20 protein-coding genes are annotated in these 26042 nt (G+C 41.6%); 10 read left to right on the forward strand and 10 right to left on the reverse strand.

Annotation, left to right across the window (positions count from 1 at the left end; translation table 11 throughout):
* The first annotated feature begins 234 nt into the window (after positions 1–234).
* From P2W82_RS04440 to P2W82_RS04455, 4 genes are all read left to right on the forward strand, one after another.
* Entirely contained in the window at positions 235–2064 is a 1830-nt protein-coding gene (locus tag P2W82_RS04440) for a M61 family metallopeptidase (RefSeq protein ID WP_336514636.1), read from the forward strand.
* A gap of 69 nt (positions 2065–2133) precedes the next feature.
* Positions 2134–2976, forward strand: a complete 843-nt coding sequence (locus P2W82_RS04445; RefSeq protein WP_336514637.1) for a ThuA domain-containing protein — start codon at positions 2134–2136, stop codon at positions 2974–2976.
* A gap of 141 nt (positions 2977–3117) precedes the next feature.
* Positions 3118–4731, forward strand: coding sequence for an OmpA family protein (locus P2W82_RS04450; RefSeq protein WP_336514638.1), 1614 nt, complete (start codon positions 3118–3120; stop codon positions 4729–4731).
* Between the two features lie 353 nt (positions 4732–5084).
* Entirely contained in the window at positions 5085–5906 is an 822-nt protein-coding gene (locus P2W82_RS04455; RefSeq protein WP_336514639.1) for a DUF3667 domain-containing protein, read from the forward strand.
* A 4-nt stretch (positions 5907–5910) separates the two neighbouring features.
* On the opposite strand, the gene P2W82_RS04460 is transcribed toward P2W82_RS04455, so the two are convergent.
* From P2W82_RS04460 to P2W82_RS04475, 4 genes are all read right to left on the reverse strand, one after another.
* Positions 5911–6666 carry a sulfite exporter TauE/SafE family protein gene (locus P2W82_RS04460; protein ID WP_336514640.1) on the reverse strand — a complete coding sequence of 252 codons (756 nt, stop codon included), beginning with the start codon at positions 6664–6666 and terminating at the stop codon, positions 5911–5913.
* Positions 6667–6927: 261 nt separating this feature from the next.
* Positions 6928–7737: a sterol desaturase family protein gene (locus P2W82_RS04465; RefSeq protein ID WP_336514641.1), complete on the reverse strand. Its 810-nt coding sequence runs from the start codon at positions 7735–7737 to the stop codon at positions 6928–6930.
* A gap of 223 nt (positions 7738–7960) precedes the next feature.
* Positions 7961–8401, reverse strand: a complete 441-nt coding sequence (locus tag P2W82_RS04470; RefSeq protein ID WP_336514642.1) for an META domain-containing protein — start codon at positions 8399–8401, stop codon at positions 7961–7963.
* Positions 8402–8546: 145 nt separating this feature from the next.
* Complete coding sequence (locus P2W82_RS04475; protein ID WP_336514643.1) at positions 8547–9806, reverse strand: APC family permease; 1260 nt, start codon at positions 9804–9806, stop codon at positions 8547–8549.
* A gap of 227 nt (positions 9807–10033) precedes the next feature.
* Between P2W82_RS04475 and P2W82_RS04480 the strand changes: the two genes are divergently transcribed.
* Positions 10034–10573: a hypothetical protein gene (locus tag P2W82_RS04480; protein WP_336514644.1), complete on the forward strand. Its 540-nt coding sequence runs from the start codon at positions 10034–10036 to the stop codon at positions 10571–10573.
* A gap of 260 nt (positions 10574–10833) precedes the next feature.
* On the opposite strand, the gene P2W82_RS04485 is transcribed toward P2W82_RS04480, so the two are convergent.
* A complete protein-coding gene (locus tag P2W82_RS04485) occupies positions 10834–12171 on the reverse strand; it encodes a hypothetical protein (protein WP_336514645.1) in 1338 nt (445 codons plus the stop codon).
* 67 nt (positions 12172–12238) lie between these two features.
* On the reverse strand, positions 12239–13231 hold the full coding sequence (locus P2W82_RS04490) for an ABC transporter ATP-binding protein (RefSeq protein WP_336514646.1): 993 nt from the start codon (positions 13229–13231) through the stop codon (positions 12239–12241).
* 120 nt (positions 13232–13351) lie between these two features.
* Here P2W82_RS04490 and P2W82_RS04495 point away from each other — a divergent pair, with 120 nt between their 5' ends.
* Positions 13352–14452, forward strand: a complete 1101-nt coding sequence (locus P2W82_RS04495) for a mechanosensitive ion channel family protein (RefSeq protein ID WP_336514647.1) — start codon at positions 13352–13354, stop codon at positions 14450–14452.
* Between the two features lie 7 nt (positions 14453–14459).
* On the opposite strand, the gene P2W82_RS04500 is transcribed toward P2W82_RS04495, so the two are convergent.
* Positions 14460–15191, reverse strand: coding sequence for an NUDIX hydrolase (locus P2W82_RS04500; protein WP_336514648.1), 732 nt, complete (start codon positions 15189–15191; stop codon positions 14460–14462).
* 84 nt (positions 15192–15275) lie between these two features.
* Between P2W82_RS04500 and P2W82_RS04505 the strand changes: the two genes are divergently transcribed.
* Positions 15276–16907 carry a carboxylesterase/lipase family protein gene (locus tag P2W82_RS04505; RefSeq protein ID WP_336514649.1) on the forward strand — a complete coding sequence of 544 codons (1632 nt, stop codon included), beginning with the start codon at positions 15276–15278 and terminating at the stop codon, positions 16905–16907.
* A 951-nt stretch (positions 16908–17858) separates the two neighbouring features.
* Here P2W82_RS04505 and tnpA read toward each other — a convergent pair.
* Positions 17859–18323 (reverse strand): IS200/IS605 family transposase, encoded by a 465-nt coding sequence (tnpA, locus tag P2W82_RS04510; RefSeq protein WP_336514650.1) that lies wholly within the window; start codon positions 18321–18323, stop codon positions 17859–17861.
* A 1485-nt stretch (positions 18324–19808) separates the two neighbouring features.
* On the opposite strand from tnpA, the gene P2W82_RS04515 reads away from it, so the two are divergent.
* Positions 19809–22181, forward strand: a complete 2373-nt coding sequence (locus tag P2W82_RS04515; RefSeq protein WP_336514651.1) for a S9 family peptidase — start codon at positions 19809–19811, stop codon at positions 22179–22181.
* Between the two features lie 141 nt (positions 22182–22322).
* On the opposite strand, the gene P2W82_RS04520 is transcribed toward P2W82_RS04515, so the two are convergent.
* Both P2W82_RS04520 and P2W82_RS04525 read right to left on the reverse strand, forming a co-directional pair.
* Entirely contained in the window at positions 22323–22949 is a 627-nt protein-coding gene (locus tag P2W82_RS04520) for a porin family protein (RefSeq protein ID WP_336514652.1), read from the reverse strand.
* Positions 22950–22977: 28 nt separating this feature from the next.
* Positions 22978–23634: a porin family protein gene (locus P2W82_RS04525; protein WP_336514653.1), complete on the reverse strand. Its 657-nt coding sequence runs from the start codon at positions 23632–23634 to the stop codon at positions 22978–22980.
* 269 nt (positions 23635–23903) lie between these two features.
* On the opposite strand from P2W82_RS04525, the gene P2W82_RS04530 reads away from it, so the two are divergent.
* On the forward strand, positions 23904–24899 hold the full coding sequence (locus P2W82_RS04530; protein ID WP_336514654.1) for a helix-turn-helix domain-containing protein: 996 nt from the start codon (positions 23904–23906) through the stop codon (positions 24897–24899).
* 52 nt (positions 24900–24951) lie between these two features.
* Positions 24952–25947 (forward strand): hypothetical protein, encoded by a 996-nt coding sequence (locus P2W82_RS04535; RefSeq protein WP_336514655.1) that lies wholly within the window; start codon positions 24952–24954, stop codon positions 25945–25947.
* Positions 25948–26042: the final 95 nt, after the last annotated feature.

Here is a 26042-nt window from a genome sequence, read left to right on the forward strand (position 1 = left end):
CTGGTCCTTTTGCCTTTTGCCTGGCTGTTCAAACTATGAACTATGAACAATCAACTATGAACTGGCTGTTCACAAGCATCATTTTAACTCTTTCAGCCAACCCTGACACTTTCATTACATCAAATCTGTTAAAACCATTACCCGCATGAATATGCTGCAACCGAAGCTTGCCCAAATCATACATTACATATAATTTTATCCATCGACCGGTTTATGCAAAAAAATAATTTGTTCATGAGAAACGCCTTCTTGATTGTGGCCCTCCTTTTGGGAAATCAAATTTTGTCTGCACAGGAAAAATATGTTTATACAGCTGACATTAAAAATATTACCAACGACCAGGTTAAAATTGAACTGGTCACTCCGAAAATTAAAGAGAACGAAATCGTTTTCTCTTTTCCAAAAGTGATTCCGGGATCTTATAGTCAGAAGAACTACGGCAAGTATATTGTCGATTTTAAAGTGACGGATGAAAAAGGGAAGGAACTTAAAACGAAGAGGATCAATGAAAATCAATTTCGCATTTCGAATGCATCAAAAATCACGAAGATCAACTACCGGGTAAATGATACCTGGGACACCAGAGAAAAAGATTTTGTGTTTCAACCTGGTGGTTCCAATATTGAGTCAGGGAAAAATGTGGTGATGAACAACCATGCATTTTTTGGTTATTTCGAAGGTTACATGCAAAACCCATTTGAAGTCATTGTAAATAAACCTGCAGAATTTTTTGGTAGTACGCATCTGACAAAAGAAAGCGCAAGTCCGGAGCAGGATAAATTCACCGCACCCGGTTATCATTATCTAGCTGACAACCCGGTTATTTACAGCAAGCCCGATACAACATCTTTTATCGCTGGAGAAACAAAAATCAATGTTTCCGTTTATTCGGCAACAGGTAAAGTGACGAGCGAACAGGTAGCCGGTTATCTGAAACCCATAGCAACAGCCCTGCAGCAATTTTTCAATGGCTTACCGGTTGACGCCTACCAGTTCCTGTTTTATTTTGAAGATCCGGACAATGCATTGACAGGGAAAGATAATGACGGTGGTGGATATGGCGCTCTGGAACACAATTACTCCTCTCTTTACTTTCTGCCGGAAACATCATTCGAACCCCAGTTGAAGTCAATGGTAAATGATGTGGCAAGTCATGAGTTTCTGCACATTCTTACACCATTAAATCTGCATAGCGAAGAGATAGAGTATTTCAATTTTGTTGAACCAAAAATGTCGCGCCATCTCTGGTTGTACGAAGGCGTTACAGAATACTTCTCCAACCTGGTTCAGTTGAAAAGCGGACTGATCACGGAAAAGAAGTTTTTCAAAAACATGCAGGAAAAAATCGAACAGGCAGAAGAGTATGGCAATTTTTCCATGACTACCATGAGTCAGCATGTACTGGATAGTGATAACCAGAAAAAATATTCCAGTGTTTATAACCGTGGAGCATTGATCGGGTTAATGCTGGATGTATTAATCAGGGAAAAAACAGACAATCAGAAGGATCTGAAATCGGTGATCACCACGCTGACAAAAAAATATGGTCCGGGTAAGCCATTTAAAGATTCAGCATTTCTTGCTGAATTTATCGAAGCTTCCCATCCGGATATGCAGGATTTTGTAAACCGTTATATCGATGGTGAAGAGCCCCTTCCATATACGCAGTACTTCCAGAAGCTGGGTTATGAATTCAGTCCGGTGAAACGCGTAGACGCATATTTTGCCGGACGTATGGGATTGAAATATGTTGAAGATGCAAAAGCATTTGCATTCACGGAAGTAGAATCTAAAAATGCGCTTGGCATTAAGAATGATGATCAGCTTGTTTCAGTCGAGAATATCCAGGTAACTGATGAAAACCTCGAGGAGTTATGGGAGAAATATTTCCTGAACAATTCAACCATTACAACACTTTCGATTACAGTGAAAAGAAGCGGCGTTGAGAAAGTACTTTCCGGTCCGCTCTTTCGTGGTTATGCTGAAGTAAAGAACTATCTTCAGCCGGTGACCAGCGCAAACCCGACCCAGACGGAAACACTGACAAAATTTATTACCAAATAATAGAAATTACGTTTAACGCCTGACTGCCGGCAGAGGCAGGTTGTACGTTAAGCGTAAACCGTTTAACGCATGAAACGATTCGCATGCCCGTCCCTCACCAGGAGGTTATTTGCAATAGCCATTTTATTGTCTTTACTATCGGCAAACGCAATTGCACAACCGAAATTCAGTGTAGTTGGATTTTTTACAGCGAAACAGGATCGTGCGCATATTAGTTTCGTGCATGAGGCGAATCGTTTTTTCGCTGAACAGGCAGAAAAAAATAATTTTGTTTACGACTCCACTGATGACTGGACAAACCTCAATGCAGAATTTCTCGCTAAATACCAGGTAATATTGTTTTTCGACACCAGGCCGGAAGCTCCAGAACAAAGAGCCGCATTTGAAAAGTATATGAAAAATGGAGGGGCCTGGATGGGATTTCATTTTGCTGGATTTGCATTAACGCCATCTGCATATCCACAAAACTGGGACTGGTATCACAATGAATTTATCGGTTCGGGTCAGTATAAAGGAAACACATGGCGACCAACATCAGCAAACCTGAAAGTGGAAGCCCGAAAGCATCCGGCATTGAAAGGACTTCCAAAAGTCTTTAAGTCATCACCGAACGAATGGTATAGTTGGGAAAAAGACATTACGCAGAACAGGGATATCCAGATTCTCCTCTCAATTGATTCAACAAGTTTTCCTTTGGGTACGGGACCGAAGAAACATGAGATATGGCATAGCGGATATTACCCGGTGGCGTGGACGAATAAAAAATACAAGATGATCTATTCCAATATGGGTCATAATGATATTGATTATGAAGGAAAAACAAACAGGGAACTTTCATATCAATTTGCCAACACCGTTCAAAATAAGTTCGTACTTAATTCTCTTTTCTGGCTTGCCGGTGTAAAGAAATAATGCGAAATCACAACTTCAGTGCATTGATTTAATATATAAGCGTTTACGTTTCAACGTAATGCTGAAAATTGTTTAAAACTTACAATTTAACACATGATTAGCCAGGGTTTTACCGTTATATGCTGAGTTAAAACCCTTCTTGTGAAAACCCTAAAAATCTGGATACTTGCTATCCTTTGTTTCCCTGCAGCCTATGGACAAATGGCGCTGGATACAACGGGAGACATTCTCAAACCGAAAAAAGATCTTACGATTACTGAAGGAACGATTATCAAAATCGAGAACCTTGGATTCCGTGTAAATTCTGAGCTGGCAGAGTTACGCCCAACAGTTTCCCCGGATGGCAACCTGCTGTTTTTTATCTGCGAAAATCATCCGGCAAATACAAAATTCAGATCCGTACAAAATTCCCAGGATATCTGGTTTTCCGAACGGGATACCATCACCGGAAAATGGAAAAATGCCAAACATATGGGCGGCTATCTGAACACCACACACTACAATGCTGTATACTGGATCAGTCCGGGAAATACCCAGCTGTTAATCAAAGGCGCCTTTGTAGATGGTGAATATCTTGGTGACGGACTCAGTATCTGCAACAAACAGAAAGATGGTAGCTGGGGGAAACCTGAAATGCTGGGAATAAAAAATTACGGCAACTACGATCGTGGCCGCGCTTCAGGCGCAACTATGTCGCACGACGGTAAAACACTTTTGTTGTACATGTCCGAGCAGGTGGAAGGTGAACTAAATGATTTGTATGTAAGTTTTCAGGTGGAAGACGGCACATGGACTGAGCCTAAAAACCTCGGGAAAAAAATAAATAATCCGAAAACGAATGAACTGGCGCCATATCTCGCAGCTGATGGAGAAACACTTTATTTCAGCAGCAACAGACCAGGTGGGTTTGGTGATAACGATATCTGGATGACAAAGAGATTGGACAAAACCTGGCTGAAGTGGAGCGATCCTGTTAACCTCGGTGAACCGATCAATACGGACGGCTGGGATGCATTTTTTACTATGGATGCAGGAGGTGAATATGCTTATCTCGCCAGCGAATTCAAATCACTGGGAGAAAGTGATATAGTACGTGTAAAGCTTCTTGAAAAAGAAAAACCAAATCCTGTCGTACTCGTAAGTGGCAATGTGTACAATGCGAAAACAAAAGAGCCTTTGAGTGCTGACCTGGTATATGAAACCCTGCCTGACGGAAATTTAGCCGGAAGCGGAATTTCAGATCCAGGAAATGGTGCGTTTAAAATTGTGTTGCCGTATGACAAAAACTACAGTATCAGGGCAACTGCGGATCATTTCTTTGCTATTTCAGAAAATCTGAACCTCGACTCACTGATCAAAGTCGGATACAAAGAAATTCATAAAGATCTTTATCTCGTTCCGATTGAGATCGGCCAGGTGGTCAGGTTGAATAATGTATTCTTCGATTTTGACAAATGGGATCTACGGCCGGAATCGTTTGTTGAACTTGATCGGGTTGTCAAATTGTTGACTGAAAATCCGACTATTGAAATTGAAATGAGTGCACACACCGATAGCAAGGGTACAGATCAGTACAATATCACGCTCAGTGATAATCGTGCAAAATCAGTACGCGATTACATTCTTTCGAAAGGCATCAATGCGAAACGTATTATTTCCATCGGTTATGGTGAATCAAAACCCGTTGTTGCAAATGATACTGATGAAAACAGGCAATTGAATCGTCGCGTTGAGTTTACGATATTGAAAAATTAGCATCCATCGTTTAGAACCATCCGTTATAGCTTTTTCAGCCGCTGCTTAATTGCATGCGGCTGATAGCTTTTTAAGGGATATCCAATCGCTTTTTTTATTTACATTTAATTATGGATGGCTGATTAAGTGAGAACTGGCATCGTTCTTCCTTGTTCGTTGAACTGTTGCATTTTACAGAAACGCAACCCGGAGCGGTATGAATTTTAACCGAAAGCTGAAAAAAACCTGGCGGAAGAAATTTCACGCATTGACTTTTAAATCCTTGTTGGGGTTGATATTAGATTTTCTTTGTAATTCAATATAAGATAGGGTTCGCACTTTAAACAGCAGGCCCGGATTACTGACCAAAATATATGGTAAAAGAACTAACAGATCATTTTTGTCTGAACTGCGAAACAGTTAACCCTCCCGGCAATAAATTTTGTGGTCAGTGTGGTCAGAAGATGGAGATACATCGCATCAGTGCTCATGAAATCACGCATGATGCGGTTCACTATTTTACGCATGCTGACAGGGGTATCTTTTTTCTGTTGAAAAAACTGGCAACAAAACCCGGCGTTGTGGCCCGCGAATATCTTGCTGGTAAAAGGACGCAATATTTTAAGCCCCTGAATTTTTTGCTGATTGTTGCGGCACTTACAGTTTTCATGACGTCGTTCTTAAGCAGCCAGAATCAGCGGCCTCCCGGGAGAAGCGGGTCGGCAGGACAATCATCTTCATTAACTGAAGAGCAGAAAAAAGTGTATGCGGCCCGTTATGCCAATCTCAATAAAGTGACAACAAAGTATACAAACGTCATACAAATATTTGCGACGCCATTAATTACTTTGTTCGTTTTTCTTTTTTATTTAAAAAGGCCTTATAGCTATCTGGAACACCTGGTAGCTAATATGTATTTTGTCGGAGCAGTTATGATTTTTTATGCTTTAGTGACTATACCTCTATCCTATTTCAGTAATTCTTTTTTATGGGGACGGATATTTCTTGCAGTATTTTTTCTTTTCGAAATAGTGTATCGCGGGATCGCCTATTACCAGTTTATGAACCAGAAGGGCACAAAATATAAATTAAAAGCGCTGGGCGTTTCCGTTCTCGCTTCTGTATTCTGGATAGTAATTAGCGGTACACTAACATATAAATACATTCAAGATGGACTATGGGGAATATTTAAGTAAAAATTTATCTCAGAAAAATAAATACTGCTCCCAACAAGGTTAACGTAAGTACCACTTTACGGTAGCTTTCTTCTTTGATCCTGTTCACAAGTTTCAATCCCAGCCAAAAACCCAGGAATAAAGGGGGAAGAAGATAGAGATCGTGTCTCAGGGTATTGCCGTCGATATTTTTCCAGAAGATTATCTGGAATGGGAGTTTGAAAATATTGATAATAAGAAAGATCCATGCAGCAGTACCGATGAAATCATTCTTCGGAATTCTCAAAGCAAGAAAATAAATATTGGCAAAAGGGCCTGCGAGATTTCCGAGCATGGTAGTAAATCCGGAAATCAGTCCCATAACGGCAACGAACAATCGATTATTTGGGATTTTAATATCTTTTTTCAGTTCAAGTATTATCATAATTACAGCTACCAGGACAATGATAATGGCCATGATCCGGCTGAAAATCTTTTCGTTCAGATCAGCACCAATCCATACGCCCAGCAGAATTCCGATCACCATCCAGGGCATGAGTTTCCAGAAATGCGACCATTGTGCATGCCGGTTATAATAAAAGACGGCGATAATATCTCCGATAATCAAAAGAGGGAGCACGATAGCAGTGGATCTCATCCCTCCAAAAACAATGGCCATCAGGGCTACATTCATCATGTCCAGACCTTTGATCCCGGACTTGGCGAGACCTATAATAAAAGCCGCAAGACAGATCAGGAACCAGTTGAGTACAGTAGGGTTGAAAAGGAATTCGTTTGGCATATTTGTGTTACCTGCCAAATGTACGGAACGACAAGTTCATAGTTCATGGTTCTTAGCGTGCCCGCCTGCAGGCAGGTTTGAACAGCCAGCCAACAGGCAAAAGATAATTTCAGAATAGCATAATGAATAGCTCTGTTGAAGAACTTCAATTATTATTTCCTGACACATTCTGTTGTATCAGAGCCAATCATTTCTTCTTCCGTTCCTCGGATTTGGCTTGTGGCCTGTAAACTCTTACAACGTACGATCTTTGTCTGCCGATTACCTACTATCAACTTTTTCGCCTCCCTCGTACTGCTTCTCCTGCTTTCTACTTACTTTCCCCGGTTTGTCCACTTCATGAAAAATCAGCATCTCTCCGATCCTCGATGAGGCACCGTTATAAAAACCAGTTTCGTATTGGTATTTCTCAGGATTACGAAACGTGCGAAAAATGATATCAAATAATGGAAGGTCAGAATAATTGTAGGCATGTATCCCTTTTGCATGATGCACTGTATGGCTCTCGGGTCTCTGAATAAAATAGCCCAGCCATTGCGGGGTTTTTATATTCGCATGTTGGAAAATGCTGAGAAAATTGGTGAACAATAACGTGATCGTTATAGCCTGTGGCGTGAGTCCGAGTAAAATTGAAAAACACAATGTGCCAAGGGCCGTCCATCCCAATATATCCAGTGGACTAAAGAAAAAAGCACCATAGGTATCCAGGCGTTCCGCACTGTGATGTAACTGATGAAACATCCGCCAGAGCCATTTACTTCGATGCATGGTTCGATGCCATACATACATGCCAAGCTCGTAAAGCAGTATTCCCGCAACAGCTCCGCCAATATCACCCCATCGGGAAAGATTGATCAATGCAGCATCCGGGAGCCAGTTCGCCCACCAGATGGGCAGATAAGCGGAGAGAAAAAAGTATACAAAAAATCCTATAAGACCCCGGAGCTTCCAGAATTTTATACGCGGCAATATTCGTCCCGGGAAAACAGCTTCCCATACCATGAGAAATATATACATCGCAATAATGGCAACTGACACCGGGTCGGTCAGCAAATCGAATGGAGTAGGCATAAAATCAGTTTATTAACTTATAGAATGGTGTCGCCATAACGCAGTTGAAATCCAATCCTGGTGGTGACGCAAGCGGATTAATCAGATGGATCTGCTTCTGTTTCATGACACATCTTTAAGTCATAAAACTGCAGGAATAATCAAGGAGCAGAAATCACCGAAATAGAGAGAGAGATGCCCGAATACGGGGACCTTTAACATGTAACGTTATACCTAAAACGTTTCATTTACCTGCAACGGCAACAAACCTTGCCAGCGGAGCCATTCTTGCGCGGTTTAACTGGAGTGTATCACCCTTGATAACGTAGCTGTCGGTGTTTTCGAGTGCGCGGTAGAGTGAGTTCTCAACATCAAGACCATCACAGGCCATCATGGTACTGATCATTCTGGAAAACTTAATACGGTCGCCATTACCCAATGTGTAATTACCTCCGAATCCATTGCATCCGCCGTTGCCTTGTACGGTAGAATCTGTTGAACTGATTTTCAGGTACACTTCTTTCACACCTTCCCTTGCGGTAACTGCTGTACCTGCGAGTTCAGTGAGTTTCCAGTAAGTACCTTTCAATGAAGCTCCGGAAGCTGACTCCGTCGTTGATTTTTTTGAAGAGTCACAGGAAACTGAAAAAGTAATTATTAGTATGATGGCAATGAAGGATTTCATATATTAAAATTGAATCATGCTAAAATAAAGTTTTTTTCTTAAGAGAGGTTGAGAAGAATAATGGCGCTGATTATTTTTATTACATCATTGGGTAATGTGCGCTATTTTCAAAATTCACAAATTGCTGCCCTTTGCTATCTACCCATCATTTCTTCCTCCTCACAAAAAAATAAATAACGATCCCCACGGCTACAGAAATAATAACATCCCGCATTTTATTCAAAGGAGAACCTGACAGCAACCAGATGGTCAATATAAAACCAATAACAGCCACCACATTACCATAACGTACACGAAAAACTGCCTCTGTGGTTGATCTTCTTCTCAGTCTGATCAAAGCAATACAGACAATTGCATAGATCATCACCCGGGTAATAGCACTGATTGTCGCAGCGTCAATAAAAGTATTGTACAATGAAACAATGATGGTCACAACGAGAAACAATAACAATGACCACGTGGGAGTATGGTATCGCGGATGCACAAACGAAAAAACACCTGGGAATTGCCCTTCCTGGCTGAAGGCATAAGGTAATCGCGAACCTACAAGCATGATTGCATTAAGAGTGCCGGCTATGGATAGCAGCGCGCCGATGGCAATAAATATCGCTCCACCCCTGCCCATAAATTTCTCCGCTGCCTCCGCAAGTGGTTTTTCTGATGTGGCAAGATCAGGCAGAGTTTCAATACATACAAACTGAATCAACAGATATGTTGTTGCAATGATTAACGGAGCAACAAGCAACGCAAAAGGCAGCGTCTTTCCGGGATTCTGAACTTCACCGCTGTTTACCAGTACAGATTCAAATCCGCCGAAAGAAAACATCAATACCAGTACCGTGGCAGAAAATGTAGTAAAGGAAGGAGGCGGAGAAGCTGGAAAATAATCTGGATTTATAAAAAATAATCCAGCAAGAATGAATATGATCAATGCAGTCATCTTTCCAACAGCAAGAAAATTATTTACTGAAGTTGTATTGCGGATACCAACGTGATTGATCAACCCAAACATAAGCGTTAGTCCGGTAATGGTAATTACTCTTCCCTGGTCCGTACCAAACCAATGATTAAACACAGTTAAGTAAGTAACAAGAAGATTGATCAGTGCCGCATAGGTGAGGAAACGTGACAGCAATAACAACCAACCAGTCACAAATGCCGGCAATGGCCCGAACGCTTCCAAAGCATAAACATAAGGCCCACCGGTCTTATCAAATCTGCTGCTTACTTCTGCAAAACATAATATGATAAAATATACAGCGATTGCACAGACAAGAAATGCAACCAGGCTCCAGCTTCCAGTTTCCCGGAACGCTTTTGAAGGAAGTCCGAATATTCCAGCACCGATGACACCATTGATCATCAGCAAAACCATCTCGTATTTACGGATACTTCGCTTTAGCATGAGGGAAAATAATGAAATATCAGCATTGTTGATCATCGATTAAGCATACGATGTTCTCCTTCGATTATCATATGCAAGATATATCCCGGCGAACTGCTCATCGATTACTAATCCTATTTTATCGGGCTGAATGCATGATCTCAACAAACTAATATCAGCTCTGATGATTGTGTAGTATTTTAGTAAGGCAGACATCGACTCAATCTCTAATAACAAAAACCATTACTATGCTTAAAAAATCAATCCGCTTTTCCGCTGTAATCATTTTAATCAGCATGATTGTTTTATCGTGTCAAAAAGGCGATACAGGTCCCGCAGGACCAGAAGGACCTGAGGGACCAGAAGGTCCACCCGGTGCTAATGTGATCTATTCACCGTGGCTGGATGTTACATATGCGGAAGGTGATGACGACAATGGTGATGGTGATCCGGATTTTTATGGAGCTACCATACCCGCTGCAAAACTGACCGCTTCAATAATGAATTCAGGCGCAGTTCATGTATATCTTAATATCGGAGCTTCAAATGATCCCGTGGTAGTGTCCATTCCTTATGGTGTAAATATCCTCTCTGCATTTTATGAGAATACCATTGAACTGATCGGTGATGATGATTATTCAACATTCACCGTACAAGGTGTTAAAGTAAATCAATACCGTTATGTGCTAATTCCTGGTGAAGAAACCGCACGTGTTATGGCCGGCGGTAAAAAAATTGACTGGAAAAATTATAACGAGGTAAAAGCATATCTGCAACTCAAGGACTAGTGCCTATTGATAATTAGGGCGCGCTGAATAACTGAGCGCTGAGGGCGTTCTTCGTTTATCGTTGTTCGTTGTTCGTTTTTCGTCGAACCGTTGCGTTTGTCACTTTTAAGTCAGTGCAGGTGCTGACACCAGAATTCCATTGTAATTTAAAATTGAATGGGATTCGCACAATAAATAGCAGAATCTGATAACAATAAAAAACATCCGGCTATCCGGATGTTTTTTTTACTAATCGGCATTGATGTCAATATTATTCTTCGCTATTGTGCAGGCCTGGGCGTCGGTTTTGGAGCCGGCCTTGGAGCCGGTTTCGGAGCAGGCCTCGGTGTTGCAGGTTTTGGAGCTGGCGTTGGCAATGGTCTTGTTGTAGTCGGCGGTTTTGTCACAGGCCTTGTTGTTGTCGGCGGCCTCGTACCCGGTCTTGATGCTGGCGGCAGTTTATTTCCGGGAGGTGTTGCCGGCTTTGTAGTCGAAGGTGGCAATTTATTCCCGGGCCTTGTCGGATTCGTTGTCGGCGGAGGCAGTTTGTTTCCGGGCCTTGAGGGATTGGTTGTTGAAGGCGGAAGCCTATTGCCCGGCCTTATTCCGACATTTCCATTACCAGGATTTACGGGTAAGGGCCTTGGTTTTGCAATCGGAGGCCGGCGATCGGGCACTTTTACCGGGGGCACTTTCGTGTTATAACCCGGTGAATTCGGGTATGTTTTTCTGTAGTAATTAGATCCATCCCGAAGCATATCCGGACGGTTATATGTCATCCTGAAATCACCACGGTTATACCTGTTATAATACACATTGGATCTGTATCGCCACCCCGGCTGATGATAGTACCGGTTATACCACCATGGGTTACGATAATGATACCAGCGGCGATAATAGCCCTGATAATAATAATTCCAATGATAATGATATCCGTAATAATAGTGGAAGAAATAAGGATGCCAAGGGCGCCAATAGGATGGATAATATCCCCAGTACCAGGGAGAACGCCAGGCAACATACGCAGGCCTGTATATGTGAACAATAATGGGCCAGGTTGCTATCTGTACAGGTGTAATAATTTCCTTTTGTACAATTACAGTTTGTGTCTGTTGCTGGGGTGCGGCACTATTCACAGCTGAACTTCCCTTGTAACCCGGATTGGGTGTTGCATCCGGTTTATCATCATTGTTATCGTAGTTGGGTTCAATAATATAATCCTTCCCATACAGATCCTCATCACCCACCACCTGGATCTGCGGTTGTCCGCTACTGTTATCTACAACAAATACAGCAACATTCTGCATTTCATTCCTGTTGGTCGCCACCTTGAGTGAAATGGAATGCACATTATTTTCGACCTCGTCGTTAACAGTGATATAGTCGACATTGTTATCCCCGTCAAGGTCGAGATTGTTGATTTTATTTTCAGGGTCGTTCAGCTTTTTCTCAAACTCTTCAAGCGTCTCCGACTCCTGGAAGATCTTCAATACCGCATACAGATTCAGATTATCTCCGGGTAATCCCAAAGACTCAACTTCGCCCGGAGATTGCCCAACCGACCGGGAAGACATCACTAAAAAGAACAGAAACAAACTGTTGCGCAACAGACCTTTCATATTCCATTTTTTTTAAATATACGACTTATGACCAAAGTCCATCCTTTCACCAACCGGAATAAAATCGTTAATTATTCATTCTTATTCTGCAACAATCTGCAGGGTCAATATAGATTTCAACAATAGTTCCGGTATTAAAATCATCAACACTAAAAACAGATAAGAGTTCATCATTTACCCTCACTACTATTATAAAATGTAATCCAAAAAAATGGCGGGATATCACTTTGCCCGTAAGTGAGATGATCTGTGATGAGCTGAGTTTAATTTTTTCGGGCCGGATCATCCATTTAACATTCTGTGTGGGATCGATTGGACTAAGGCCAAGATGGGAAGCAATGTTTTCAGGGATCACCTGGTAACGACCCAGCAGTGAGGCGGTATATTCAAACAAAGGATATCGATACAATTGTTCGGGTGTTCCCTGTTCAATCAGTTTTCCGTTTTTCATGATCAGTATCTGATCAGCCCATGCGAGAATTTCTTCAGGATCATGCGAAACCATTATTTCAGTGAGTTGGAGCTTTTGTCTCATATCCCCCAACACCTCCCGGATCACTTTTTTACTGATGTTATCCAGGTTCGAGAAAGGCTCATCCAGAAGCAGGACCGTTGGATTGGTGAGGAGCAATCTTGCAAGCGCGGCTCTTTGTCGTTCCCCGCCGGACAACTCATTTGTTTTGCGCTTCAGTAAATGATCAACGCGACAAATATGTAAAATTTCGTCAGCTTCATCACCGGATAATTTGTTTGAATACTCCATAACTTCTTCGACACGATAATTATTTCTCAATTCGAAATGCTGCGACAGATATGCTATTTCAGGATGGCCGGGCATCAGCTTTTCATCCGGGCCCAATAATTTTTTATCGTGAAGAAAAACCTCTCCACCATCACTCTGTAAAAAGCCTGCAATTATTTTTAACAAAGTTGTTTTTCCGGAGCCCGTACTTCCGGCGATAGCTAATTTTTCGCCTTCAGGAACAATAAAACTTACTCCATCAACAGCAATTGTAGTATTCAATTTTTTAAAAAGACGATCAACACGAAGCTTCGGCATACATCGAAAATAATTCATCACAGCTAATCCACCATCTGAACAGGTGAAAGGCTTTGTCTATATTTGCGATCCAGTCTGGGAGTACCAGACCACGTAATTCTCGGGGTAAACTGTTTGACTATGGATGAATTTTTAAAGCGTGTTTATTGGGGAAATACAGTGCTTGATTATTCAATTGCACTCGGTAGTATTTTGTTGTTGTGGATTATAGTCCGGATTTTTAAAAACCGGGTAATTCATTATCTGCAATCTTTTTCTGAGAAGACAGATACCATATTTGATGATTTGATAATAAAAGGTATCAGCAACCTTGCACTCCCATTTGTATTTCTCGCAGGAAACATTGTGATCATCCGCCATCTTAATCTGCCAGCGAAACTTGACAATGTGCTGAACGTTGCACTGATTGTAATTGCAACCTATTATCTCGTTCGTTTGATAAATTTTGTTATCCATGGCGCTGTGCATGTGTACATGGAGAGAAAAAATGAACCTAAGGAAAGAATCAGGCAACTTCGTGGAATTTTGATGGTGATATATACCTGCGTATGGATTGCAGGTATAATTATGATGATCGACAACCTTGGGTTTGATATCACTACGATAGTTGCAGGGCTTGGCGTGGGAGGTATCGCAGTTGCACTTGCTGCGCAAAATATCCTGGGGGATCTTTTTAGTTATCTCGTCATCTTTTTTGATAAACCGTTTGAGATCGGAGATTTTATCAAAACAAATAATGGCAGCGGAACTGTTGAGCGAATCGGTATTAAGACATCACATGTACGCAGCCCTGATGGCCAGCAACTGGTCATGCCCAATGCTGAACTGGTGAAATCAACCATCCAGAATTTCAAAAGACTCGAGCGAAGAAGAGTGTTGATGAATATCGGCGTGGTATATCAAACTCCCGCTGAGCAGTTAAGAAGAATTCCACAGATGATTGAAGAAATTATCAGGTCTCAACCGTCAGCAACATTTGACAGGGTACACCTGAAAAGCCTGGCCGATTTCAGCCTGGTTTTTGAAATTGTATTTTTTATTGAGTCTACCGATTATATGACTTATATGAATTCTCAGCAGGAAATACTGTTCCGGATTTTTGAAAAATTTGAAAACGAAAAGATTGGTTTCGCCTATCCGACACAGACATTATATGTGGAAAGAACTGGTACTGATGAAAAACCTTCGATCCAGGCGTTTCCGGAAGAAAGCAATAGATAACAGGGCATTACCTTTTCAGAAAGCTGTAGAGATAGGGTGCCTTGTGCGCTTTTCCGGAAAACTGCTTTTGATGCCGGCGAAGAATTTTCATGCCGAGCATTTTCCGCTGAAAAGTACTACGTCTCAGTTCCTGGCCAAGAATGGATTCGTACACCTTTTGCAATTCATTCATTGTGAATTTCTGTGGCAACAGGTTGCCTCCCACTACTTTCCTGTCCAGATTATGGCGAAGGGTGTTCAAAGCCTTTTCAACTATTTCCTTGTGATCAAGTATCAACAGCGGTAGCTCATTTAAGCTGTACCATGTACAGGAATCGGAAAGAACATCGGGTTTTGGCTGAACATTTTTGTAGTTGATCAGTGCGTAATAAGCCACCGTAACGAATCGTCCCAGCATCCAGTGATCCGGATCGGGCTTTATTCCATTAGCCAGTAATATTTTCTTCAATACTGATGCATCAAATCTTCTGCGATCACCAAATGCATAATATTGCTCAAGAAAAATATCATCTAATCCTGTCCTTTCTTTTAACCCCTCCTTTACTGCTTCATTCAGATCTTCATCTTCCTGAATAAAACCTCCAGGCAATGCAAAGAGCCCGGTATTGTGATATTCCATCAAAAGGATCTTCAGTTGACCATCAGAAAAGCCAAAGATCACTGAATCATAAGCCAGGTTTTTAAGGAAGCCTTTGCCATCGGCCCGGATGGCCGGATTGAGTTTTATTTTTTTCTTCATTTTGTCTGATGAATGTAAAAATAATTCAGAGAATCAGAATAATGCTTATTATTGTCTCCTTTTGAGACAATAAACAGATCATTTATGTTGAAACGAGTCATACTGATCGTCCTTACCACATTTACTTTGGCTATGAGTGAAGCACAGACGAACAACTTTTTTGCTGTACAGACAAAAATCAAAAACGGAATCATTGAAGGTGATTATGACACCAGGTCCGGAGTTCAGTTTTACCTTGGAATTCCATTTGCAAAACCTCCCGTTGGTGATTTGCGTTGGAAAGCGCCTCAGCCATTGGAGAACTGGAAGGGCGTAAAGCTGACAAAGAAATTCGGCCCGCGCGCCATACAGGGAATTGTATTTGGTGATATGAAAAGTCGTTCCGAAGGTTTGAGTGAAGATTGTTTGTACCTCAATGTATGGACGCCTGCAAAGCGCGATACAAAAGGCCTTCCTGTACTGGTTTATTTTTATGGTGGTGGATTTGTTGCCGGAGATGGTGCAGAGCCAAGATATGATGGTGAAAGCATGGCGAAAAAAGGAATCGTGGTGGTGACGGTAAATTACCGTCTGAACATATTCGGATTTTTTTCGCATCCCGAGCTGAGTGCGGAGTCGCCGTACAAAGCATCCGGCAATTACGGTTTGCTTGACCAGGCTGCCAGTTTGAAATGGGTGCAGGAAAATATCGATGCCTTCGGTGGAGATCCTAAAAAAGTTACGATCGCTGGTGAATCGGCTGGATCTATTTCCGTCAGCGCGCAAATGGCTTCGCCCTTATCAAAAAATCTGATAGCCGGCGCCATCGGTGAAAGTGGTGCAGGAATTGAACCGACACTTGCACCGGTCCCTCTAAAGGATGCTGAAAAGATCGGGCTGGAATTTGCACAGAAAGCAAAATATCCCACGCTCGCCGAATTACGCAAATTAAGTACAAGAGATTTGTTTGAGATTTACCAGGATTCAAAAAGATTTGGATTTCCGCTGGTGATTGATGGATATTTTTTACCCAAAAGCATAAACGAAATCTTCCGCGCGAAAGAACAGTCTCAGGTGCCGTTGCTGGTAGGCTGGAACAGTGCTGAAATACCAGGCATGGCTTTCATGCAAGGGTCGCCATATTCAGCTGAAAATTTTGAGAAAAAAGTTAAGCAGGTATATCCACAGGATTTTGCAGAAGTGCTCAAAGTATATCCTTATCAGACCGATAAAGAAGCAGAATGGGCAGCAACCAACCTGGGATCTGATAGATTCATTGTTTACAGTACATGGAAATGGTATGAGTTGCAATTGAAAAACAGTACAAAGCCTGCGTACAGGTATTTGTTCAGCAAATTGCCCGCGCCGTTGATCGATAAAAATCTCACCAAAGGATTAGCAGGCGGAACTTCAGCCGATCCGGGTGGATTTAAGGCGCCACCACCGATTGGTGCGCCACACGCTGCCGAGATCGAATATTGCATGGGCAATCTCCACCTGATGACCGATTTTGCATGGACGCCTGATGATTATAAAGTGTCAACAACCATGCAGAACTATTTTGCAAACTTTATAAAGACTGGTAACCCCAATGGTGGTAGTTTGCCGGAGTGGCAGGCCGGGAAAGCCGGCGATGTGATGCAACCGGTGATGATCCTGGATACAAAATCAGAATTAAAATCGGTTGATGATTCCCGTTATATATTGCTGGATAGACTTTACAAAAACGACAAATAAATACCTTAAGGCCCTGATTTCCCACCAGAAAATTGCCGGATAAAAAGTCCGGCATTTTTTATTTTCGGGCCCGCATCTTTAAAATTTAATTCGGTCGTTCAATTTTACACGACGCTCCTGACAGAGCGATAAGTTTGGCGTCCTCGTGATTTTTTTTTACAAACCGGATGCTCTTATTGAGCAAAAGGCTGGAACCCGCGCAAGTAGAAATTCGCCAAATTCGTAAACGCCTGTAAAGAATAGAAAAACTAAAAATGACGTCCCCGCCCTATTTTTAACTGATTCCAATCCATCATGAGTTCGAAAATGATTCTTTCGCTCAGGCGGAGCGCCCTGTTTGTTGCTTGAATTGTAACCAGGAAATCGAACCATCGTTTTCGACAATCTTTTAAACTAATAAAAACGCTAGTTGCAATTAGTAAGGAAGTCGACATCATCTCTTCCGCCCCGGCGGAGCGCCCTGTTTGTTGCTTGAATTGTAACCAGGAAATCGAACCATCGTTTTCGACAATCTTTTAAACTATTAAAAATGCTAGTTGCAATTAGTAAGGAAGTCGACATCATCTCTTCCGCCCCGCCGGAGTGCCCTGTTTGTTGCAGGAATGTCAACCAGGAAGTCGAACCATCGTTCTCTACAATCTTTTAAACTCTATTAAAAACGCTAATTGCAATTAGTAAGGTAGTCGACATCATCTCTTCCGCTCCGGCGGAGCGACCTGTTTGTAGCAGGAATGTCAACCAGGAAATCGAACTATCGTTTTCGACAATCTTTTAAACTATTAAAAACTCTAGTTGCAATTTGTAAGGAAGTCGACATCATCTCTTCCGCTCCGGCGGAGCGACCTGTTTGTAGCAAGAAATGTCGAACATCGAACCGATCCATCGCTCCGTAGGAGCGTCCTGTTAAAACAACAGGTATGATTTCTGGGAATGGCCAACCATACAAACATTCTAAACGGTAATAAAATCAAAAAGATATTTTTCGTCGAAATCGACATTAAACTTCTGAAGTAATTGCAAATACTCTTCTCTGAATGTCTTCTTTCGGTGATGAATTTCCTGATTATTCACGTACTTGATTACACTATCGATCTGAGACCTTGAATATGAAAACACACCATATCCCTCCTGCCATGCAAATTTTCCTCGTGATAATCGACGTTGGTTTATAAATTCATTGCTTTCATTTTTTACTTCTTTTACAAAATCGGGAATGTGTTTTGCGGGATGATATCCTACGAATAAATGACAATGATCCGGCATACAATGCACCGCCAGCATTTTAGCGTTTCGATGCTGCACAAGTCCGGTCAGGTATTTATGAATTTCCTCTTTGTTTTGTTTAGGAATCAATGCATATCTGAATTTTACCGCAAATACAAATTGAAGATAGATCTGATGGTTGGTATTCGGCATTATGGCTTTTTGTAAAAACAAAATTTGCCGATATTCTAAATATCTCCTAACTGATAGATTGCTTTTTTTCTCCTGAACTGCGGGAAAAATCTCCGGATTTCGAATATATCCTACGGATGTGAGGACGCTCCTGACGGAGCGATAAATTGGGTCGCCTTGATTTAAATATTTCTACAAACAGGATGCTCCTCCGGAGCAAAAGGCAGTTCCATACGAATTCAAAATTCGACTGCAAGATTTTTCTTTTGTGCTTCGCAGGAGAAGTTTTAAATCCTGATGTTCATTTCACTGCACAATCCTGACGGAGCAATAAAAGGGGTGTCCTCCTGGTTATTTCTTCTTCAAACATGATGCTTGTTTTAGATAAATATTTCTACAGACAGGATGCTCCTCCGGAGCAAAAGGCAGGTCCTTTAGTAATTCAAAATTTGACTGCAAGGTTTTTCTTTTGTGCTTCGCAGGAGAAGTTTTAAATCCTGATGTTCATTTCACTGCACAATCCTGACGGAGCGATAAAAGGGGTGCCCTCCTGGTTATTTTTTCTTCAAACATGATGCTTGTTTTAGATAAATATTTCTACAAACAGGATGCTCCCATGAAGGAAAAGGCAAGGACTTATAGAAAGATACGTCGCAATTTTAGCATCAGCTTATAAAATGATTGTTATAAACTTACGTAACCGTCTCTCATCAGTTTTCATCAAAATAATTTAAAAATTGAATCCCCCAAATACAAATATGTAGTACATCCCATTTCTTCCGCTCCATCGGAGCGCCCTGCTTGTAGCAGGAATTTCAAACAGGAAAACAGCCCGGAGTTCAGCAGAAAACATCCTGTAATAGCCGATACCTTCTGTTGCTAAAAGGAACACCTTTCAACCTGAATAAAATAGACTTGAGTAAATGTCTGTTTTCAACCCAATCTTTTAAAAACGATTAAAGTCCTTAAAAACCTCTAAGAAATAATTGCATTTAATAAGGAACTCGACACCATTTCTTCCGCTCCATCGGAGCGCCCTGTCTGTAGCAGGCATTTCAAACAGGAAAACAGCCCGGCGTTCAGCAAAAAACATCCTGTAATAGCCGATACCTTCTGTTGCTAAAAGGAACACCTTTCAACCTGAATAAAATAGACTTGAGTAAATGTCTGTTTTCAACCCAATCTTTTAAAAACGATTAAAAGTCCTTAAAAACCTTTAAGAAATAATTGCATTTAATAAGGAACTCGACACCATTTCTTCCGCTCCGGCGGAGCGACCTGTTTGTAGCAAGAAATGTCGAACATCGAACCGATTCATCGCTCCGTAGGAGCGTCCTGTCAAAAGCCGTAACTCCGATATAGCAGGAGAATCGCATAATCATATTGCCCCCATTTTCCAATAAATGACTCTTTAAATAAAGGTTCATTGACTGGATAACACTACTCATCATTTCACCCGCGCATCAACATTTTTTATCAATATATTTATCCCTTTAATTTTTGAAAATGTTGAAATGTTGTTTTACGCTGATGGCGTTGATATCTACCCTATCGATTTTCCCGCAGGTTAAACTAACGGTCGAAAAAATCATGCAGGATCCAAAATGGATCGGCACTTCACCTTCTGACCCGGAATGGAGCGAAGACGGTCAGACTATATATTTCCGCTGGAATCCGCAAAAAGCCACCTCAGATTCACTGTACTTTTTTACTCTGAAAAATCACAAACCGCAGAAAGCCACGCCAGAACAAACCAGAGCAATTAATTTGACCGGTGTCCGCATGTACAATAAGGCACGTACTGCCTATACCTATACTTTCAATGGAGATGTTTTTTATCACGATAAAAAAACCGGCTTAACAAAACAAATCACTCAAACCTCGGACACTGAATCGGCGCCTGATTTTAGCTTCAACGAGACAAAAATTGTCTTTCAAAAAGACCGGCAATTGTATTCATGGACGATTGCGTCCGGCACATACACTCAACTCACAAATTTCAGACAAGGCACCGCTCCGCCTTCCGGAAAATCAATTAAACCAAATGAACAGGAAACCTGGCTCGAGCGCGATCAGCTGGAACAATTTGAAGTATTAAAGCAACGAAAAGAAAACCGGGATGCACAGGAAGCCTGGACTAAATCACTTCCCGTTATGCGTGAACCCAAAGCCATTTATACTGAAGATCAAACGATACTGGGTTTACAGATCAGCCCTGACGGAAGATTTATCAGTTACAGTTTATTCAAAGCAGCAACAGGCGCTAAAAGAACTATCATACCATCCTTCGTAACAGAATCAGGATTTACAACAGATATTAATGGTCGGACAAAAGTCGGAGCTCCGCAGGGCAAGTCGAACTTTTTTATATACGATGCTGTACGTGATACTGTGTACGCAATCAGGATGGATTCGATTGCCGGTATCCATGATTTGCCTGATTACGTAAAGGACTACCCGAAATTACTCGAAAAGGCAAAAGAAAAAACCGTGAACCGCGATGTGGATGTTTCGGGAATCAGATGGTCGACTTCGGGAAAATGCGCCATCCTGGATATCCGCGCTCAGGACAACAAAGATCGCTGGCTGCTTTCCTGGGACACGTCCTCAAGAAAACTTAGTATAATTGATCGTCAGCGCGACGAAGCCTGGATCGGTGGACCCGGCATCGGATTTTTCAGAAGTACCGGATGGATTGACGAAAACAATTTCTGGTTCCAATCGGAAGTCACCGGATATTCTCACCTATACATCTGGAATCAATCAACAAAATCAAAAATGGTGCTCACTTCCGGGAAATATGAAGTACAGCAGGCGATCCTCAGTCTCGATAAAAAATATTTCTATATTACTACCAACGAAGTGCATCCAGGTGAAAAGCATTACTACCGGTTAACAATAGCCGATGGTAAAAAGGAGCGCATCACCACCATGACGGGTGCTAACCAGGTTACCATTTCGCCCGATCAGAAACAATTGGCCATTCTTTATTCATATGCTAACAAGCCCTGGGAATTGTATATCCAGGAAAACAAACCCGGATCTGCAGCAACACAGATCACTGACATCGCGCAGAGCGAAGAATTCAAAAAATATTCCTGGCGCGATCCCGAGCTCATCAGTTTTAAAGCAGCAGACGGAGCTGAAGTCTGGGCGAGGTTGTATCAGCCTGCACATCCGCATCCTTCGAAGCCTGCAGTTATTTTTGTTCACGGTGCCGGCTACCTGCAAAATGCGCACAAATGGTGGAGCAGTTATTTCCGGGAATACATGTTTCACAATTTGCTGGCTGATAACGGGTATACGGTCATTGATATCGATTATCGCGGTAGTGCAGGTTACGGCCGCGACTGGAGAACAGGAATATATCGCCATATGGGTGGAAAAGATCTGAGCGATCATGTCGATGCAGCAAAACTCCTCGTCAGCAAATATGGTGTCAATCCTAAAAACATTGGTATTTATGGGGGATCGTATGGGGGATTTATCACGCTGATGGCCTTGTTCAATGAACCCGGCATTTTTACTTCAGGAGCTGCATTGCGACCGGTAACCGACTGGGCAAATTACAACCAGGGATATACAGCAAATATTCTTAATGAACCAGCCCAGGACAGCCTCGCCTACCGGAGAAGCTCACCCTATTATTTTGCTTCCGGTCTCAAAGGAAATCTTTTGATCTGCCATGGTATGGTTGATGTGAATGTACATTACCAGGATGCTGTTAAGCTGGCGCAACGACTGATTGAACTTGGCAAAGACAACTGGGAGCTGGCCTCCTATCCTATGGAAGATCACGGTTTTGTTGAACCAAGCAGCTGGACAGATGAGTACAAAAGGATATACAAACTTTTTGAACGCACTCTGAAATCCAACTGATGGATATAGTTAAGTCAATTCAATAAAACTTGACGACTTGCATAAACGCGGAAAACCGGAAAATTTCCGGTTGCCGCTGAGGTTAGCAACTGCTGCAAGAGACCCGTGGTTCGTTTTTATTCGTACAGATTTTACAGTTTTCTATTTTGATTTTTGTCTGAAAACATATCCCACCTTAAGAGCAAAATAATTGTTATGGATTTTTGTATCTGCTGAAGTTCCAAGATTTATCAATCCAAAATTGGCAACAGCACCTAAGCTAATTCCATTTTCGAATGTATATCCGGTAGTGACATTCCCCGCGATGTCAGCGCCTTTCATATCATCATCTTCACCAAAATTCACTTTTTCTGAATATTCTTCCCCACCATCTTTATATTTTGCTCTGCCGGCAACACCAAAAGAAAACGAGGGTCCTGCGCCAACATAAAAACCCTTCTGTTGTAAGGCTGAGTACCAAACCAGGTTAACGGGAATTTCAAGATAATGCAGACGCATTGTTACCTTGGCGTCATCGAATTTTTCCATAAATCCTTTCTGTACATAGTTAACTCCGGACTGAACAGTCAGTTTTTTACCAACTGGCATATCCAGGAAAACACCTGTATAAATGCCAGGAAGAAATGTAAAATCCGATTTTTCGTCGATAACCTTCATATTAGTTTTGGCAAAAACGGGACCTGCGAAAAGACCAACATTTGTTTTTTGTGCATGCAAATTGCAAAAGAATGCCATGGCTGCTGTTAGCAGCAGATTGAACTTTTTCATTGTTTCTATATATTAGGTGATTAAAACTCTAGTGTTTTTGTCTGAGCAGAAACCCGATTTTCAGAGCGAAGTAGGTATTTGTTTTTCGTAGTCCTTCAAGCGTTGCTATGTTTGCCAATCCTAAGCAGTAAGTCACATTCATCGTAACACCGCATCGAAAACCATAACCTGCAATCATGTTGAGCCCACAATCAAGGCTCTTAAAATGGTCAGTTTCGGACAGGCCATACTTTACTTTTTCAGATCTGTCCGTGCATACATTACTATTTTCTTTACAGTCATAGTCGATTTTGCCGGTAAGTCCAAAAGCAAGTGATAAACCGACACCAGTAAAAAATCCCGATTGCTTTTCCTTAAAATGATAAACCAGATTGAAAGGGAACTCTATATAATTTGTCCGGGTTCTTATCCGGAGTTCACCAATAGTATCACTTGTTTTTTCATATCCCCCCTTGGTTGTAAAATTTAATCCGGGTTGAAATGAAAGATGTCCTGAAAACTGTAAATCTGTATAGACCCCCCCGGAAAACCCGGTGAGATAGGTTGTGTGGCCATGACTGGTCTCAGCATTACAAGAGATATTTGATATGACTAGTCCACCCTGAATTCCATAGGCAGTATTCTGTGCGATGGAATTATTGACCGTCAGGAAGATCGCGAGCGAGTTGACAACCATCTTTCTCATAACAGAAGTTTTACATGTTTCCATTCACGCGGGTTAGATTTGGAAGTTTCCGGGAGAGATCAATTTGTTTGCTGACTCAAAGCTATTGTCGCTGAAAGGCGAACCCTAACTGCCTTTTGCGCTTTCCGGTCAGGAATTGGTGAAAACTGTCCATTCAAAAGGCCATGCCGTTAAAACGCGGGGGTATTTTGCAAAAAATCATACTACTTTTAGTGTGATTAGTAATTTTCGCAAAAGCGATTTTAATAAATCGGGATTTCCGCCAAACCATGAGCCAGCAGTCCATACAGCAATTACTTTTCGACACAATCAAAAGCAGGTACCCTGCAAACAAGTCGTTGGTAAGCGAACTGGCTACTATATTAAACATCAGCCAGGACAGTGCTTACAGAAGGATGCGTGGTGAGAAAACCATTACACTGGAAGAAGTTCAAAGTGTTTGTGTTCGTTTTGGGATTTCTGTTGACCAACTGATGCATCAGAAATCGCAGAATTACCTTTTCCAGGATCATGGTATCGGCGAAGGTAACCTGAGTTTTAATGAACAACTCGAATTACATTTTGCCGAACTCAGCCAGATAAAAAAATCATCATCTGCAGAATTATTTTTTTTTACGAGAGATATTTCGATTTTTTACTTCTACCAGTTCCCCGAATTACTGGCATTTAAATATTTCTACTGGATGAAGTCTGTGTTTGGTCATCCTGACTATCAGCGACTGAAATTCGCTATCAATGATGAGTTGAACAAATACAGTGGGATGGGTGTAAAAGCTGCGAAGAGTTTTACGGAAATCGATGGCACAGAAATATGGTCGCTTGAAAACATCAGCCAGATTCTTCAGCAATTTCGTTATCTGAGAGAACTGCAACTTTTTTCTGACCCTTCGGAGCTGAGTAAATTATATCATGCGTTGATCAGGATGATTGATCACATCGAAATGCAGGCTGATGCAGGTAAGAAATTTTTCAGCGGCAAGGCGCCTGATGAACACTCCGGACGCTTCAACTTATACATCAATGAATTCATGCATGGGGGCAACAATATTCTTGTGCGTGCCGGCGAACACTGGATGGCCTATATCAATCACAGTATAATGAACTACCTGCGTACAGAGGATCCTGAATTCTGTACATATGTTAAACAGCGAATACAGGAGGTGATGAAAAGATCTGACCTGATCAGTGGAACAGGCGAAAAACTAAGAAGACAATTTTTCAACCGGTTGAGAGACAGGGTAAGAGAAAGTCATGAAAATAAATGAACTGAAATATTGATGAACCTGTGAACTGACCGGTAAATAGTACACCCCCGTTATGGTAAACAATGAAATTCAGCAGAAACTTTTCTCGCATATTAAATCCTTTCTTCCTGTACACCTTTCACTTACTGACGAGATAAGTAGCTTATTAAATATCGGGAATGATAGTGCGTACCGCAGGATCAGGGGTGAAACGGAATTAAGTTTTTCTGAGCTCCAAAAACTTTGCAATCATTTCAAGCTTTCTCTTGATCAGATACTCCAACTCAAAAATGATTCGGTTGTATTCACTGCAAACGAACTCAATTACGACAAGATCGATTTTAATTCTTATATCAATGGCCTATTGAATCAATTAAAATATTTCAACAGTTTCCGTGAAAGAAAAATGTTATACCTCAGTAAGGACGCGCCGATTTTTCATTTCTATCTTTTCCCGGCAATGGCTGCTTTCAAATCTTTTTTCTGGTCAAGATCAATTTTAAATGATCCGGTTTTCAGCCAGCGGAAATTCAGCATGGACGATGCGGAATCAGCAGAATATTACAAATTCGGGTTGCAGATTTTGCGTGAGTACAATGAGATTCCTTCAATGGAGTTATGGAATTACGAGAGTATCAATAGTACCATTAGTCAAATAGAGTATTATCGCACGGCAGGTGTATTTGCAACTCGAAATGATCTTGTACGTGTTGTTGAATCCTTGATTGAAATGCTGGAGCATCTCCAGCAGCAGGCTGAGAAAGGTCAGAAATTTCTCCCCGGTGGAACCGATCTCAGTTACCGGGCACCCTTCCAGTTTTTCATCAACGAACTGATCATTGGAAACAATACCATCATGGTTCAGCTCGATCAAACGAAAATTGTATTCATCTCCTATAATATTCTGCATACCATGCATACCAGTGATACTCGATTCACTGAGAAAGCGTTCAAAAATTTTGATATGCTGGCCAGCCGCGCAATCATGATCAGCGGTACCGGAGAAAGGGATCGTTCGAAATTCTTTCAGCAGTTGAAAGACAAGGCTTATCAATGCCTCCACAATTAATTTCTCTTTGCACTCGGACTAGTCAGGGTTTTGATCTGCTTATATTATCCCTGAGTTATCGTTCATTGAAACATGCTCATTAAATTCGTGTACGC

The organism is Pollutibacter soli (assembly GCA_029269725.1).
GTDB classification, from domain to species: domain Bacteria; phylum Bacteroidota; class Bacteroidia; order Chitinophagales; family Chitinophagaceae; genus Pollutibacter; species Pollutibacter soli.